This window comes from Geomobilimonas luticola, assembly GCF_018476905.1.
GTDB classification, from domain to species: domain Bacteria; phylum Desulfobacterota; class Desulfuromonadia; order Geobacterales; family Geobacteraceae; genus Geomobilimonas; species Geomobilimonas luticola.
Genome location: NZ_JAHCVK010000001.1, coordinates 469,184 through 483,437, shown reverse-complemented (window position 1 = coordinate 483,437; position 14,254 = coordinate 469,184). Strand labels below are relative to the sequence as shown.

Annotated in this window: 16 protein-coding genes; 8 read left to right on the top strand and 8 right to left on the bottom strand. The window is 58.7% G+C overall.

Annotation, left to right across the window (positions count from 1 at the left end; translation table 11 throughout):
* Positions 1 to 5 precede the first annotated feature (5 nt).
* Both KI810_RS02265 and KI810_RS02260 read right to left on the bottom strand, forming a co-directional pair.
* A complete protein-coding gene (locus KI810_RS02265) occupies positions 6 to 521 on the bottom strand; it encodes an NADH-quinone oxidoreductase subunit B (RefSeq protein ID WP_214173856.1) in 516 nt (171 codons plus the stop codon).
* Complete coding sequence (locus KI810_RS02260; RefSeq protein WP_214173855.1) at positions 512 to 883, bottom strand: NADH-quinone oxidoreductase subunit A; 372 nt, start codon at positions 881 to 883, stop codon at positions 512 to 514. The genes KI810_RS02265 and KI810_RS02260 overlap by 10 nt, the downstream gene beginning before the upstream one ends.
* 336 nt (positions 884 to 1,219) lie before the next feature.
* Between KI810_RS02260 and hemL the strand changes: the two genes are divergently transcribed.
* From hemL to atpE, 5 genes are all read left to right on the top strand, one after another.
* Entirely contained in the window at positions 1,220 to 2,503 is a 1,284-nt protein-coding gene (gene hemL, locus KI810_RS02255) for a glutamate-1-semialdehyde 2,1-aminomutase (RefSeq protein WP_214173854.1), read from the top strand.
* Between the two features lie 91 nt (positions 2,504 to 2,594).
* Positions 2,595 to 2,840, top strand: a complete 246-nt coding sequence (locus tag KI810_RS02250) for an AtpZ/AtpI family protein (protein WP_214173853.1) — start codon at positions 2,595 to 2,597, stop codon at positions 2,838 to 2,840.
* Positions 2,818 to 3,198 carry an ATP synthase subunit I gene (locus KI810_RS02245; RefSeq protein WP_343213454.1) on the top strand — a complete coding sequence of 127 codons (381 nt, stop codon included), beginning with the start codon at positions 2,818 to 2,820 and terminating at the stop codon, positions 3,196 to 3,198. Before KI810_RS02250 ends, KI810_RS02245 begins: the two co-directional genes overlap by 23 nt.
* A gap of 3 nt (positions 3,199 to 3,201) precedes the next feature.
* The gene (gene atpB, locus KI810_RS02240; protein ID WP_214173851.1) at positions 3,202 to 3,894 is read left to right on the top strand and encodes a F0F1 ATP synthase subunit A; all 693 of its coding nucleotides are present in this window, start codon (positions 3,202 to 3,204) and stop codon (positions 3,892 to 3,894) included.
* Between the two features lie 54 nt (positions 3,895 to 3,948).
* Positions 3,949 to 4,224: an ATP synthase F0 subunit C gene (atpE, locus tag KI810_RS02235; protein ID WP_214173850.1), complete on the top strand. Its 276-nt coding sequence runs from the start codon at positions 3,949 to 3,951 to the stop codon at positions 4,222 to 4,224.
* A gap of 72 nt (positions 4,225 to 4,296) precedes the next feature.
* Here atpE and KI810_RS02230 read toward each other — a convergent pair whose 3' ends face one another.
* Positions 4,297 to 5,781, bottom strand: coding sequence for a leucyl aminopeptidase (locus KI810_RS02230; RefSeq protein ID WP_214173849.1), 1,485 nt, complete (start codon positions 5,779 to 5,781; stop codon positions 4,297 to 4,299).
* 200 nt (positions 5,782 to 5,981) lie between these two features.
* Between KI810_RS02230 and KI810_RS02225 the strand changes: the two genes are divergently transcribed.
* A complete protein-coding gene (locus KI810_RS02225; protein WP_214173848.1) occupies positions 5,982 to 6,695 on the top strand; it encodes a phosphatase in 714 nt (237 codons plus the stop codon).
* Positions 6,696 to 6,756: 61 nt separating this feature from the next.
* Here KI810_RS02225 and KI810_RS02220 read toward each other — a convergent pair whose 3' ends face one another.
* From KI810_RS02220 to KI810_RS02200, 5 genes are all read right to left on the bottom strand, one after another.
* A complete protein-coding gene (locus tag KI810_RS02220) occupies positions 6,757 to 8,151 on the bottom strand; it encodes a DegQ family serine endoprotease (protein ID WP_214174693.1) in 1,395 nt (464 codons plus the stop codon).
* 42 nt (positions 8,152 to 8,193) lie between these two features.
* Complete coding sequence (locus KI810_RS02215) at positions 8,194 to 9,651, bottom strand: sensor histidine kinase (RefSeq protein ID WP_214173847.1); 1,458 nt, start codon at positions 9,649 to 9,651, stop codon at positions 8,194 to 8,196.
* Positions 9,652 to 10,326, bottom strand: a complete 675-nt coding sequence (locus KI810_RS02210; protein ID WP_214173846.1) for a response regulator — start codon at positions 10,324 to 10,326, stop codon at positions 9,652 to 9,654. It abuts the gene before it with no gap.
* A 50-nt stretch (positions 10,327 to 10,376) separates the two neighbouring features.
* A complete protein-coding gene (locus KI810_RS02205) occupies positions 10,377 to 11,189 on the bottom strand; it encodes a pyruvate, water dikinase regulatory protein (RefSeq protein WP_214173845.1) in 813 nt (270 codons plus the stop codon).
* Positions 11,190 to 11,261: 72 nt separating this feature from the next.
* Positions 11,262 to 12,428: a M20 family metallopeptidase gene (locus KI810_RS02200; protein WP_214173844.1), complete on the bottom strand. Its 1,167-nt coding sequence runs from the start codon at positions 12,426 to 12,428 to the stop codon at positions 11,262 to 11,264.
* 148 nt (positions 12,429 to 12,576) lie between these two features.
* On the opposite strand from KI810_RS02200, the gene prmA reads away from it, so the two are divergent.
* Both prmA and KI810_RS02190 read left to right on the top strand, forming a co-directional pair.
* Positions 12,577 to 13,512, top strand: a complete 936-nt coding sequence (gene prmA / locus KI810_RS02195) for a 50S ribosomal protein L11 methyltransferase (protein WP_214174692.1) — start codon at positions 12,577 to 12,579, stop codon at positions 13,510 to 13,512.
* Between the two features lies 1 nt (position 13,513).
* Positions 13,514 to 14,251 (top strand): 16S rRNA (uracil(1498)-N(3))-methyltransferase, encoded by a 738-nt coding sequence (locus KI810_RS02190; protein WP_214173843.1) that lies wholly within the window; start codon positions 13,514 to 13,516, stop codon positions 14,249 to 14,251.
* Positions 14,252 to 14,254 lie beyond the last annotated feature (3 nt).

Sequence of the window (14,254 nt, the reverse complement as noted above, 5' to 3'; positions counted from 1 at the left end):
ATCCCTTACGCTGCCGGTTCGAGCCTGTCTCCGAGCCCGATTGACGAACCGAAGGAGTTTCTCTCTTTCATGATCTTGTCCTGAAGCTTCATGAGACCATAGAGCAACGCCTCGGGGCGTGGAGGACATCCCGGGATGTAGACGTCAACGGGAAGCGCCTCGTCGATCCCCTGCACCACGCTGTAGGTATCGAAAATGCCGCCGGAACAGGCGCAGGCACCCATGGCCACAACCCATTTCGGTTCCGGCATCTGCTCATAGACGGTCTTGATCACGGGAAGCATCTTCTTGGTGACCGTCCCCGCTATGATTATGCAGTCCGCCTGACGAGGCGACGCACGGAAGATGATGCCGAAACGGTCCAGGTCGTGATGGGACGCCCCGGTGGCCATCATCTCGATTGCGCAGCAGGCCAGACCGAAGGTCATGGGCCAGATCGACGACTTACGCGCCCAGTTGACCAGGCCGTCCAGCGACGCGGTAATGATGTTATCACCCAATGGCTGCTGATCTACTCCCATTCCAATGCTCCTTTTTTCCAGACATAGATGTAACCGACGAAGAGAATCACGATGAAGACGCCCATCTCAGCGAGAATGAAGGGACCAAGACCGGCTGCGATGAATTTTTTGAAGACCACCGCCCACGGGTAGAGAAACACCGCTTCGATGTCGAACAGGATGAAGAGCATCGCAATGAGGTAAAACTTGATCGAGAATCGCTCCCGTGCACTCCCAACGGGCTCACATCCACACTCGTAGGGAGACAGCTTTACCTCGGAAGGTTTTTTCGGTCCGATAAGGGACGAAAAAATGATCGACCCAAGGCCGAACAGAATTGCGATCGTTAGCAGGACGATTATGGGCAGATATGCACCAAGCATCTTTTTCCTCCAGTTTTTCGAAAAGCGTTAGTATGTTTTGCCAGAAGCGGATTTTTCGTCTGATTCGCGCTTGAACCGCGCCAGTAACCAGTTAATAGAACTCAGTTTTTGCCCAGGAAGCGTATACTGTATACAATTTCCATTGGTCGGAACTTATTTCATTTCCGAATCATTGTCAAGAAAAAAAAGTTCTAATTTTTTCGCCTCTGACCGCGTATTTTACCGACTCAGACACGGACAGCATCACTCGCCCAGGCGCTATTAACCCTTGACAGCATGCGGAGTTATATGGTACCACGCCCACGTTGCGAATCGAAAAAGCGTGAGGTGCATGTGATGCAAAACGGACGTTCCGTGCAGATGTTTCAACAGGCCCAGCAATCTATTCCCGGGGGAGTCAATAGCCCGGTACGTGCCTTCAAGTCCGTCGGCTTCGACCCCCTCTTCATCAAAAAGGCGAACGGTTCCCTGATTTACGATGAAGACGGCAATGAATATATAGACTATGTGGGTTCCTGGGGACCGATGATCCTGGGCCACTGCCATCCCGACGTCGTTGCTGCGGTACAGGCCGCCGTGGCAAGTGGAAGCAGCTTCGGTGCACCAACCGGGCTGGAGATCACCCTGGCGGAAATGGTCATACAGGCGGTTCCTTCCATAGAAATGGTGCGGATGGTAAGTTCCGGCACCGAAGCGACCATGAGCGCGATCCGTTTAGCCCGGGGATATACCGGACGGGACAAGATCCTGAAATTCGCCGGCTGTTATCACGGGCATGCCGATGCCCTGCTGGTGAAGGCAGGCTCAGGCGCCGCCACCTTCGGAGTCCCCGATTCTCCCGGGGTGCCGCAGGATTTCGCCAAGCTTACCCTGACCGCAACCTTCAACGATCTGGAGTCGGTGCGGACTCTCGTCGCCGATAACAGGGGGGAGGTTGCCTGCATCATCGTTGAACCGGTGGCCGGCAACATGGGCACCGTCCCCCCCCGGGAAGGATTCCTTGAAGGGCTGCGGGATCTCTGTACGAACGAAGGGATCGTGCTCATCTTCGACGAGGTGATGTCGGGCTTCCGGGTCGCCTATGGCGGTGCCCAGGAGGTGTACGGCGTCACCCCCGACATGACCACTCTGGGGAAGATCATCGGTGGAGGTCTGCCGGTCGGTGCGTTCGGCGGGAAAAGGGAGATCATGCAGCTTCTCTCTCCTTCCGGCGGCGTCTACCAGGCCGGCACGCTCTCCGGCAATCCCCTCGCCATGACCGCCGGCATCGCCACCCTGCGATTGCTCCAGCAGGAAGGTTTCTACCAGAAGCTGGAAGAAAAGAGCGCCTGCCTTTCGGCCGGCATCGCCCAGGCAGCCAAGGATGCGGGGTACCCGATCTATTCAACCCGCGTCGGCAGCATGTTCTGTGCCTTCTTCACGGGAGGCGAGGTCCGCGACTGGCCAACCGCCGCTCAATGTGACACGAAGGCCTTTGCAACATATTTCCGTGTCATGCTTGAAGAGGGGATCTACCTGGCCCCCTCCCAGTTCGAAACAGCCTTTGTTTCAGCTGCCCATAGCGACCGCGACCTCGACCGGACTATCGCTGCGGCCCGCAAGGCGTTCAAGGCACTGTAGCCCGCCGACAAAAAGGTGGTTGACACGGCAACCACGTATATGCTATTAAGCTTGGGTTTTTCACCGTACCTTGGCAGTCAGGTTCCTCCCCATGGAAAAGGATACAAAGAGCCTGATAAAGACTCTGGGAATGGTGTCGAGCATGGGGATTTCGGTGGCGCTGGCCATTGCCATCGGGGTCTTCATCGGTTTGCAGCTGGACAAGTGGCTCGGAACTGAACCGTGGTTCTTCTTCATTTTTCTCTTTTTCGGTATTGCGGCCGGCTTCCGGAACATCTACATTATCGCCGGCAAAGAAATTCATAGAAATGACCGTGGAAACGATAAAGGAGCCTGATCACAGCGCCATCGTTGCCACCGGCAGCTGGTGCCTGCTTGCCGCCCTGACCCTTGGAGGAGCCTGTTTCGGCTCATTGAGGTTCGCCGGGGGGGTGCTGGCGGGGGGACTGATTGCCATCGGCAATTACTACTGGCTGCTGAGCATCATGCAACGGGTGCTGTACCGGCAGCAGGAGAACCCCGAGCGTTTCGCCATCGTGCGCTACCTCCTCCGGCTCACGGTCATCGGTGCCCTTATATACCTGCTCATCGTAAAGCTCGACGTCGATATCCGGGGGCTTCTCCTCGGCCTGTCGACGCTGGTCCTGACCATAACCGCACTTGCGCTCTATTCGTTGAACACCAAAGGAGAGTAGTCCATGGTTCATCCGTTATTGTTTCTGCAGTTCTTCAGGGAACTCCTTGTGGAGACGCTCCACATTTCCGAAGCCGGCGCCGATGCCATCGCTTACACCTGGCTGGTCATGGCCCTTCTGCTGATCGTATCCCTGCTCGCCACCAAGGGACTGAAAACCGTTCCCAGCGGTCTGCAGAACTTCATGGAAGTCATCGTCGGCGGTATCGAGAACATGGTGGTCGAGACCATGGGGGAGAAGGGAAAACCCTACTTTCCGCTCATCGCGACCATCGCCCTCTTCGTCCTCGTTTCCAACCTGATCGGCCTCATCCCCGGCTTCTATCCTCCGACCGCCAACCTGAACACCACCGCGGCCTGCGCCATCATCGTCTTCCTCTCCACCCACATCGTCGGGGTGAAAGAGCACGGACTCCATTACCTCAAGCACTTCATGGGGCCGATCTGGTGGCTGGCGCCGATCATGTTCTTCATCGAGGTCATCGGCCATCTCAGCCGCCCCATCTCCCTGTCGCTTCGTCTCTTCGGCAACATGAACGGCCACGAACTGGTTCTCATGATCTTCTTCGGGCTCGTCCCGTTCCTGGTACCCCTCCCCATGATGGTCATGGGAGTGCTGGTCTCCTTCATCCAGGCCTTCGTCTTCATGCTGCTGGCCATGATCTACATCCAGGGTTCCCTTGAGGAAGCCCATTAAGAATTCGCCTTCCTATACTATTTAGGAGATATTTCACGAAAGGAGGAACCAACAATGAGCTTTTTCACTATGTGCGTACTCGCCGCCGGTATCGGCATGGCACTGGGCACCCTCGGAACCGGTATCGGCCAGGGGCTTGCCGTCAAGAGTGCGGTAGAAGGCGTTTCCCGCAATCCGGGCGCTTCCGGCAAGATCCTCACCACCATGATGATCGGTCTCGCCATGATCGAGTCTCTCGCCATCTACGCTCTGGTCGTATGTCTTATCATCCTGTTCGCCAACCCCTACAAAGACATCGCCCTCAAGCTGGCAGAAACCGTCGCCAAGTAATCCGGCTAACCAGCCTATGAAAAAAGGTGTGTCGCAAGACACACCTTTTTTTATTTCCGCCCCCCGGCAGCGTTAACAGATGGAACGGAGATATTCGACCAGCAGCCTCACCCCGACCCCCGTCGCCCCTTTGGGAATATGGGGTTGCCCCTTCTCCTCCCAGGCGGTGCCGGCGATATCCAGGTGGGCCCAGCGCGTTTTCCCCGCAAACTGCTGGAGGAACCAGCCGGCGGAGATGGTGCCCGCCGTCGGGCCCCCGGCATTCTTCACATCCGCAATATCGCTCTTCATCAGCTCGCCGTACTCTTCCCAAAGGGGAAGCTCCCAGACCCGCTCGCCGCTCGTCTCGCCTGCCCTCTGCAATGCCCGTTTGAGTGTGTTGTCATTCCCCATCAGACCGGTGGCAACGTTGCCGAGGGCAACGATACAGGCTCCCGTCAGGGTCGCCAGGTCGATAAGCACGGCCGGCCGGTAACGCTGGGCGTAGTGGAGGGCATCGCAGAGGAGCAGCCGCCCCTCGGCATCGGTATTGACGACCTCAATGGTCTTGCCGGACATGGCCTTCACCACGTCCCCCGGCTTGTATGCCCCCCCGCCGGGAAGGTTTTCGGCGGCCGGCACCAACCCCACCAGGTGCAGGGGAAGATGCAGGGCGGCAGCGGCCTGGAGCGTCCCGAGCACCGCAGCTGCACCCGCCATGTCGTCTTTCATCCGTTCCATCCCGGCCCCCGGTTTGAGCGATATCCCCCCCGAATCGAAGGTAACCCCCTTCCCCACCAGCACGACCGGCCGCCCTTTCGCGCCACCCCCCCGGTATTCCAGGATGATGAACCGCGGCGGCTGGTGGGACCCGCGACTCACCGCCAGCAGGGCCTCCATGCCAAGACGTTCCAGCTCCTCCCGCTCCAGCACCTGGCACGTGATACCGTGCCGGGCCGCCATTTCCAGCCCCTTTTCGGCCAGATAGGCCGGAGTAGCCACGTTCCCCGGCTGGGATACTAAGTCGCGCGCAAATGAGACTGCCTCACAGACACTGACTGCTTCGGCGACGCATGGCTCGACATGCTGCAGGACGGTCTCGTCAGGACAGAGGAAGGTCAGTCCGGTGACCGCACTCTCCTCACCGGCAGTCGTTTTGTACCTGGAGAACTCATAACTGCCAAGCAGCGCCCCCTCTGCAACCGCCCTGAGTCTGGCCGGGTCGGTGCCGGCAGCCAGGTGAAGCAGACTGCTCCCCCGCTCAATCCGCCCCTTCTTCATCGCCTGCACTATCGTGCCGGCGGCTCGCCGCAGTCGCTCGGCTGTCAGCTCCTTCCGCTTCCCCAAGCCGACCAGGAGGATACGTTCGGCAGGCATCCGTCCCAATGTATGTACCAGCTTTACTTTGTCGATCTTACCGGCAAAATCCTCCTGCCGGCAAAGGGGAACCAGTCCACCATCCATGGCCTGGTCCAGCCGGGCAAGCCATTCCATCTCTTCGTCTCCCTCAAAACATGCCGCAACCAGAACAGGGCAGGGGTGCGTGAGGGGATCTTCCACCATAAGTGAAATCTGCATATGAGAACCTCCGGGTCCGTAGTACGGTAAGTGTAACCGGCCGCATATCCTTATGCAAACGGTAAAGAGGCACCCTGCACTGTGGCATCGGCACCGACGGCAAGACTATCCCCGTGCCGGATGTTCCGTGATGGACCACCGACCAGGGATTGTGCTACAGTAGCAGAGTGAGCTCCAGCATATCAAAAGGTCAGGAACATATGCACATCGTCGCCGACATGCACACCCACACCATCGCCTCGGGTCACGCCTATTCCACCATCAACGAGCTGGCCCAGGAAGCGGCCCGCAAGGGGCTTCTGGCACTGGCCGTCACCGACCATGGGCCTGCCATTCCCGGCGGCCCCCATCTCTACCATTTCGGAGCCATGCGCTTCTTTCCCCAAATCATCCAGGAAGTACGCATCCTGGCCGGAGTAGAAGCCAACATTATCGACCCCGAAGGCACCCTCGACCTTCCCGAGGAATACCTCCAGAGACTCGATTTCGTCATGGCGGGCCTCCACGAGGGGTGCGGCATGGACGGGCTGGGAGCAGACCGGAACACCATCGCCATCATAAAGGCCATGGCAAACCCACGGGTTAAGGCCATCTCCCACCCGGGCAACCCCGTCTTCCCCCTCCATTACGAAATGATCGTAGAGGCCGCCTGCCAGACCGGTACCGCCCTGGAAATCAACAACTCCTCGTTTGTCATCAGCCGCAAGGGAAGCCGGTCCAACTGCGAAACCCTGGCGGAGCTCATCGCGAAAACAGGTGCCCCGGTGATGGTCGGGAGCGACGCCCACATCGCCCAGGGAGTGGGGGAATTTACCGCCGCAATCGAAGTGCTGGAGGCCGCGGGAGTCAGGGAGGAACAGGTGATCAACGCCTCTCTTGAACGTCTCTACGCCTTTCTCTCCCTCACCCCCTAAAACGGTAAAAAAAGAGGTCGTCCGATCGGACGACCTCTTTGCGTCAAATCCCCCATGGGAATCATTCAACATTTAGCGCCACGAACAGCGAACTGTCGCCACGTCGCAGGAAGAGACGCATGACCGTCCCTTTCTTGTGGGCAGTCAGGGCTTTTTCGTAATCGGCGACCGACGCAATCCTGGTCCCGTCAATCTCTCGAACGATGTCCCCCTTCGCAATACCGGCATCTTCCGCCGCGCTTCCCGGCTTGACCTCCGCGACCACGACCCCTTGCATATCCTTCGCTCCCAGCTGGGCAGCCAATTCCCTGGTCAGTTCCCGGACCGTCATTCCAAGCCGGTCTGTACCGGTTGCAGCGACTCCACCGTCTTCACCATCCCCCAGTCGCTCGACGACAACGGTGAGATTCTCCTCCTTTCCGTTTCGCAGCACCTTGAGGGAAACCTTCTTCCCCACCGTTGTACCGGCAACCAGCCGGGGAAGTTCGTTCATTTCATGGACCTGCCTGCCATCGAACGCGAGGATGATATCCCCCGGCTTGAGCCCCCCCTTGTCGGCAGGGCTATCCTTCACCACATCGGTAACAAGCGCCCCAATCTTCGCCTCGGAAAGACCAAAAGACTTGGCAAGATCCGGTGTTATGGCCTGGACTGAAACCCCGAGCCACCCCCGGGTGACCCGTCCCTTTTCCTGCAACTGCGGGATGATGTTCTTGGCCATATTGACCGGAATGGCAAAGCCGATCCCCTGTCCGCCAGCCACGATGGCAGTGTTGATACCGATCACCTCTCCCTGGGCGTTGAAGAGCGGCCCTCCCGAATTACCGGGGTTGATGGATGCATCGGTCTGGATGAAATCGTCGTAGGGCCCGCTGCCGATAACCCGCCCCTTGGCACTGACGATGCCTGCCGTCACGGTCTCGGCTAGCCCGAAGGGGTTGCCGATCGCCATTACCCATTCGCCGACCTGGATACCGTCGCTGTCACCCAGGACAGCCGCCGGCAACTGCTCCTTGGCGTCGATCTTGATGAGTGCCAGGTCAAGCTTGTCGTCCAGTCCTTTTATCTCCCCCGTGAATACCCGGCCGTCGGCAAGTTTCACCTTTATCTCGTTGGCACCTGCCACCACATGATTGTTGGTGAGGATGTACCCTTCTTTGCTGATAATGAATCCCGATCCGAGACTGCGTTCTTTACGGGGCCGCTGGGGCATCTCTTCAAAAAAACGTTCGAAGAAGTCCTCGAAGGGGTCGGTTCCAAAGGGGCTGGGGGAGGGGCGCTTCAGGCGTTTCTGGGGCGTGATGACCTTGGCGGTGCTTATGTTGACGACCGTTGGCTTCAGTTCCCTCGCCAGTACGATGAAGTCCGGCGCCACCGCTTTGGCAAAGGCAGTTCCACCCACTGCCATCGCAAGGAAGAACACCGGCAGAAAACATTTTCCACTGCGGACGAGCATGTTTACCATGGAGAGCCTCCTTTTCAGACGTTCCCCATAAATTTAATGTCGTCCCCGCGGCTTGTCAACCTCTCCGGAATCACCCGCCGGCAGGCCGTCGGCAATCGGCAGATAGACCGTGAAGGTACTCCCCTTGCCAACCTCGCTGGCCACTTCGATCCGTCCGCCATGGGCTTCGGTATATGACTTGACCAGTGACAAGCCGAGGCCGCTGCCGCCATGGGCACGGTTGCGTGCCTTGTCGACCCGGTAAAAACGGTCAAATATGCAGGAAATGTCGTCGGCCGGAATCCCCTGCCCCGTATCGGAAACCCCCACCTTTGCGTACCCGTTCTCGGTCTCCAGAAAAAGCCGGACCTGGCCGCCGCTTTCCGTATACTTGAGGGCATTTCCCAACAGGTTCAGAAATACCTGGTGCAGACGGACCCGGTCTCCCTGGACCAGGACCGGCAGGGCGCCGGCGAATTCCAGGTGTATCCCTTTTTCGTCGGCCATCGTGCGGAGTTGCTGAATGAGATCATTGAGTAGCTCTCGAAGATCCACCTCCTGCAGATTGAGCGACAGCCCCTTTTCCTCCGCACGTGACAATTCGAGGAGCGATTCGATGATGCCCGACATCCGGTGCACTTCCTCAAGATTGCTCTGCATGAGTTCGCGGAATTCTTCGGGCTCCTTCGCCCATTTGAGACCTACCTCGATTTCGCCCCGCAGGATGGTAAGGGGGGTGCGCAACTCATGGGAAACATCGGCGGAGAAACGGCGGGTCCGGTTAAAGGAATTCTCCAGCCGCGCCAAAGTCGTGTTGAACGTCTCTGCCAGCCGTCCTATCTCGTCCCGAGGATTGACCACATCCAGCCGCTGACTCAGATTCTCCGCCGTGATTCTCCTGGCGCTCCTGGTAATCAGGTCGACAGGCTTGAGCGCCCTCCCGGCAAGGAACCAGCCGCCATACATCAGCAGAAACAGGGAAAGGGGGATGGAAATGGTGAAGATGAGGAGAATCTTGTTGAGGATTTCAGTCGGCCCCACCAGCGATGAGCCGACCTGAACGACGGTATCCAGTTGTCCGCGGACAAGGAGCGGATAGGAGATGATCCGGACGGGATACAGGTCGCCGTCGCGATGGGTCGCGTAGGAGATTCTGTTGGCGGCTGCGGCAGTAAGGGCGCGCCGATCCAGCGGAAGACTGATATTATCTAGATTACTGGTCGCTGCACGGGGCTCGCCCCGCCTGTCCAGGATGCGGACATACTTTCCGGCGGAGCGCACCCCGATGAAATCCTCAAGGAGCTGGTCCATTTCGGCGGGGGCTGTGCGGTAAAACGGTTCGAAGGTGGGGCTTGCTATTGCTTCCGCAACAGCAAGCAGATCCCGGTCCACCTCTTGGTACAGCTGGTTCCGGAGGGTCACATAGAGGAACGAGCTGAATACAATCAGGATTAAGGCAAGCGTTACCGAGTACCAGAGGGTAAGCGTAAAACGGATTGATTTTAAGAACAATCAATCCTCCTCTTTGAGTATGTAGCCCACCCCTCGCACGGTATGGATAAGTTTTTTGTCTGCATCCCGGTCGATCTTTTTCCGCAGGTAATTGACGTACACATCGATGATGTTGGTGAAACTGTCAAAGGTATAGTCCCATACATGGTCGGCAATCATGGTGCGGGTCAGCACCTGGTTCGGATTTCTCATGAAGTATTCCAGGAGGGCATACTCCTTGGCGGTTAGGTCGATCTCCTTCTCGCTGCGCCAGACCTTGTGGGTTACCGGATCGATGCGCAGGTCGGCAAAGCGGAGTTCTGCGCCACGGTCCATTTCACTGCGGCGGAGCAGGGCTCTTACCCTGGCAAGCAGTTCGGCAAAGGCAAACGGCTTGGTGAGGTAATCATCGGAGCCCGAGTCGAGGCCCGCCACGATATCCTCGACGGAATCCTTGGCGGTGAGCATGAGTACCGGCGTCATGGTGCTTCTGCCCCGCATTTCCCTGACCACGCTCAATCCATCCCGCTTGGGAAGCATCCAGTCGAGAACGATCAGGTCATATGCCTTGTCGAGGGCCATGCGGAGCCCTTCTTCCCCATCGTTGGCAATATCCACTTCATATTTCTCTTCCTCAAGTCCCCGCTTGATGAAACTGGATACTTTCTTCTCATCTTCCACCACAAGAATTTTCATGTTCCGCACCTCTCTGATAGTTTTGTCTCTCATGTCCAGCCAGGGACATCTCAGCAGTTAAAATAGGTATTGAGCCGCTTCAGTATCTCCGCCGCCGACTCTTCTACCGACTTGTTCGTTACGTCGATGATCAGCCATTCGGGATGCCGCCGGTAGATCCGCATGCACCAGCCAAGCTCCTCCTCCACATGCTCAAAATCGGCATAGCTGCCACGCGGGCTCTGGTGAAGGTTGCGCAGTCTGGCAGTTCGGATTTCCACCAGCCGCTTGGGATCGATGGTCAACCCCACCACCCGGTGCTGGTGGATTTCGAACAGTTCGGGAGGGGGATCGATCCCCTTGACCAGCGGGACATTGGCCACCTTGTATCCCCGGTGGGCCAGGTACATGGAAAGCGGCGTTTTGGAGGTCCGGGAGACGCCGACGAGGACAACATCCGCCCGGTGAAGACTGCGCAGTTCCTGGCCGTCATCCTGCTTGACCGTATAATCGACCGCCTCCACCCGCTTGTGGTATTCGGAGTTGATCTGGTAGAGAAGCCCCGGCACCTTCTGGGGGGGCATCCTGAAAATATCCGACAGTTTGTACAGGAGGGGGCTGATGAGGTCCACCGCATCCAGCCCATGGGCCTCCACTTCGTTCCGGAGGAGCTGGGCAAGTTCCGGGTCGACCAGCGTATAGATGATGATCCCCGGTTGGGCCGTTGCCTGGTTCACCGCCGTCAGGATATCCTCATGGCTCCGCAGGCCGCTTAACCGGTGCAGGCGTATATCCACGTCCTTGAACTGGGACAGGGCCGCCCGTACGACCCGCTCAACCGTCTCCCCCGTTGCATCGGAGAGAAGATACACATGTTGTTCCATGGGCCTCTCGACTATGCTGCACCTGCAATTTTCATTAACATATACCACGATTTTTTTAATGTGCAAACAATTTCATGAACTGGTGAATTCGTCCCACATTTTTTTACGCAATTCCGGCCGGGCAATGAGTTCCGCTGCCGTGAGCGCCATCGCCGTCGCCCCCTCCACAACCGCCTGCCTCCCCTGCTCCGACACGGTCGCCCGGGCAAAATCCTCCGTATGGATATGAAGTCCCGGGCCGATAGGGACGTGGGGGTGGATGGTCGGTACAATTTGCGACACATTGCCGATATCGGAGGACCCGAGGTTTTTATCGGCGGGGGCGGCAGCCTCGGTAAGTCCGAGATAGGCAAGCTGCTCGGAGTAAAGAGCTGACAGGGTATGGTTGACCTTCAGGGGAGCCAGTACCCGCTCGTCGAGAGCAACTTCCAGCCGGCAGCCTGTTGCCCTGGCAGCCCCCTCAGCACAAGCAATAACCCGCTCCCGCACCCGTCCGACCTCGTGCAGGTCTGTCGCCCGGACATAAAAATGGCAGGCAGCCATTGCCGGGATGATATTGGGGGCGACCCCTCCGTCGGTGATGATTCCATGGACACGCACATCCTGGCGCAGTTGCTGGCGGAGGGCGTTGATGCCGTTGAAGGTCTGGATCACCCCGTCCAGGGCGTTGACCCCCTCCTCGGGGTAGGCGGCAGCATGGGCCGGCCTGCCGAAAAAGGTGAACCGGACCCGGGCAAGCCCCAGGTAGTGCTTGATGACCAGGCGCCTCGATGAGGGATGCACCATGATGGCCGCATCCACCCCCTGGAAAATACCCGCCTTGACCAGTTCCACTTTGCCGATGCCCAGTTCTTCTGCCGGCGTCCCGAGCACGACAATCCGCGCTTCACCGTCAGGAACGGCATGCCGCAGTGCGATGGCCGCACCGGTTGCGGCAGCCGCTATGACGTTATGACCGCAGGCGTGTCCCAGTCCAGGCAACGCGTCCATTTCGGCAAGAATGGCGACAGTCGGTCCGTCCGAGCCGAAGACGGCACGAAACGCGGTATCCAGCCCCGCCACCCCCCGCTCCAGCCGGAATCCCTCCTTCTCCAGGATATCCGCCAGCAGGGCCGAGCTCCGGTATTCCTCCAACCCGGGTTCGGAAAACCGGAACAACTGTTCGGCAACGTCGGCCAGTTGTTCCCTGCGCCCATCCACCAACCCTACAATAACCTGCTTGAGTATTGCCAGTTCCATCTCCGCCCCAAAACTGTTTTTAATGAGAATTTCACATGGAAAGGGCCGATTTGTCAAGGTTTTTTGTTGTAACGCGGGCGTTGTTTTGCTACGGTACGGTGATGATGCCCCACCGCCAACCTCCCGGAGAGCCAGTCTGATGGAAAACATGGTATGGGCCGAGGTTTCCTGCACCGTCCCCGCCGCCATGGTGGATGAAGTGGCGGAATTTCTCATCGAACTTTCCGGTAGTGGCGTCAGTATTGACAACCTCTTTCTCGACACCTTCTCCCTCGACACCGTCAGGGAGTCCGACCGGAAAACGGTCAAGGCCTACCTCCCTGCCGATGCCGACCTGACGGCTAAAATCGACACCATAACCGCATTCCTGGCCAAGCATGGCCCGGCATTTCCCGATTTCACCTTTCTACAGCCAGCCATTTCCCTGCTCCGGGAAGAAGACTGGGCCAACAACTGGAAACAGTACTTCAAGCCGGCCCGTATCGGCAAACGGCTGGTGATCAAACCGACCTGGGAATCCTTTAACCCGGATCCCGGCGATCTCATCATCGAACTGGACCCGGGCATGGCCTTCGGCACCGGCACCCACGCCACCACCAGGCTGTGTCTCGAGGCGCTGGAGCAGATCTTTTTCCGGGAAGGAACATGGACGAACAGACAAGGGCCGATACCCGCCACGGTCCTCGACGTGGGGACCGGTTCGGGTATCCTTGCCATCGCCGCCGCCAAGATGGGAGGAGACCGGATTGTCGGCCTGGACATCGACCCCCGGGCGGTTGAGGTAGCAGGGGAGAACGTACGCCAGAACGGGGCGGCGGACAGGGTGGAACTTGGCACCACCCCCCTCACGGAGATGAAAGGCCAGTTCGACGTGGTGCTTGCCAACATCCTGGCGGAAGAGCTGGTGCGACTCGCCACCCCCTTGATCGACCGGCTCGGGCCGGGAGGAACACTGGTACTGTCCGGCATACTGACGGAAAGGGAAGACTTCGTCCGAACCGGTTTCGCCGACCACGGCGTGACCCTGCTGACGACCACCCGTCACGCCGAGTGGAGCTGTCTCTGTTACCGGCGGGACACCTGAGGTGCGACGGTTCTTCGTTCCTTCCGGCAGCCTGGACGGGCAAACGGTCACCATCGACGGCGAACTTCACCACCACATGATCAGGGTGCTCCGCCTGAAGGCCGGAACGCATGTACTCCTGGTAGATGGCAAAGGGGAGTCGCGCGGTACCATTTCTCACGTCGGCAAAGAAAGCCTTACCATCGTGCTGGAAGGGGAGGCTCTGCCGGTAGAAACCGGAACGGGACCGGCCATAACCCTCTACCAGGGGCTGCCGAAGGGGGACAAGCTGGAACTGATCCTCCAGAAGGGGACCGAACTCGGTGCCACCGCCATCGTGCCGTTTCAGGCAGCCAGGTCCGTCTCCCGGGTCGGCGCCGCGCAAAGTGACAACAAGCTCGAACGCTGGCAGCGAATCGCCGACGAGGCAGCCCGCCAGTCGCAACGAGCCTCCCTCCCGCGAATCTCTTTTGCCGGGAGCTTTGGCGAGATGCTGCGGTCGGCGAACCAGTCCCTCAAGCTGCTCCTTTGGGAAGAAGAACAGGAAACCCTGCTCCGGACCGTACTGGCAGGACGAACTGCCCCTGAAAGCGTGGCAGTCATTGTCGGCCCCGAGGGGGGTCTTTCGGGGGAAGAGGCCCGGCAAGCCCGGGACAGCGGTTTCATACCGGTATCCCTCGGTAGCCGCATCCTCAGGACGGAAACCGCAGGCCTCGCCATACTGTCAATTCTGCAGTTCCACTGGGGAGACCTGGGATGAGAT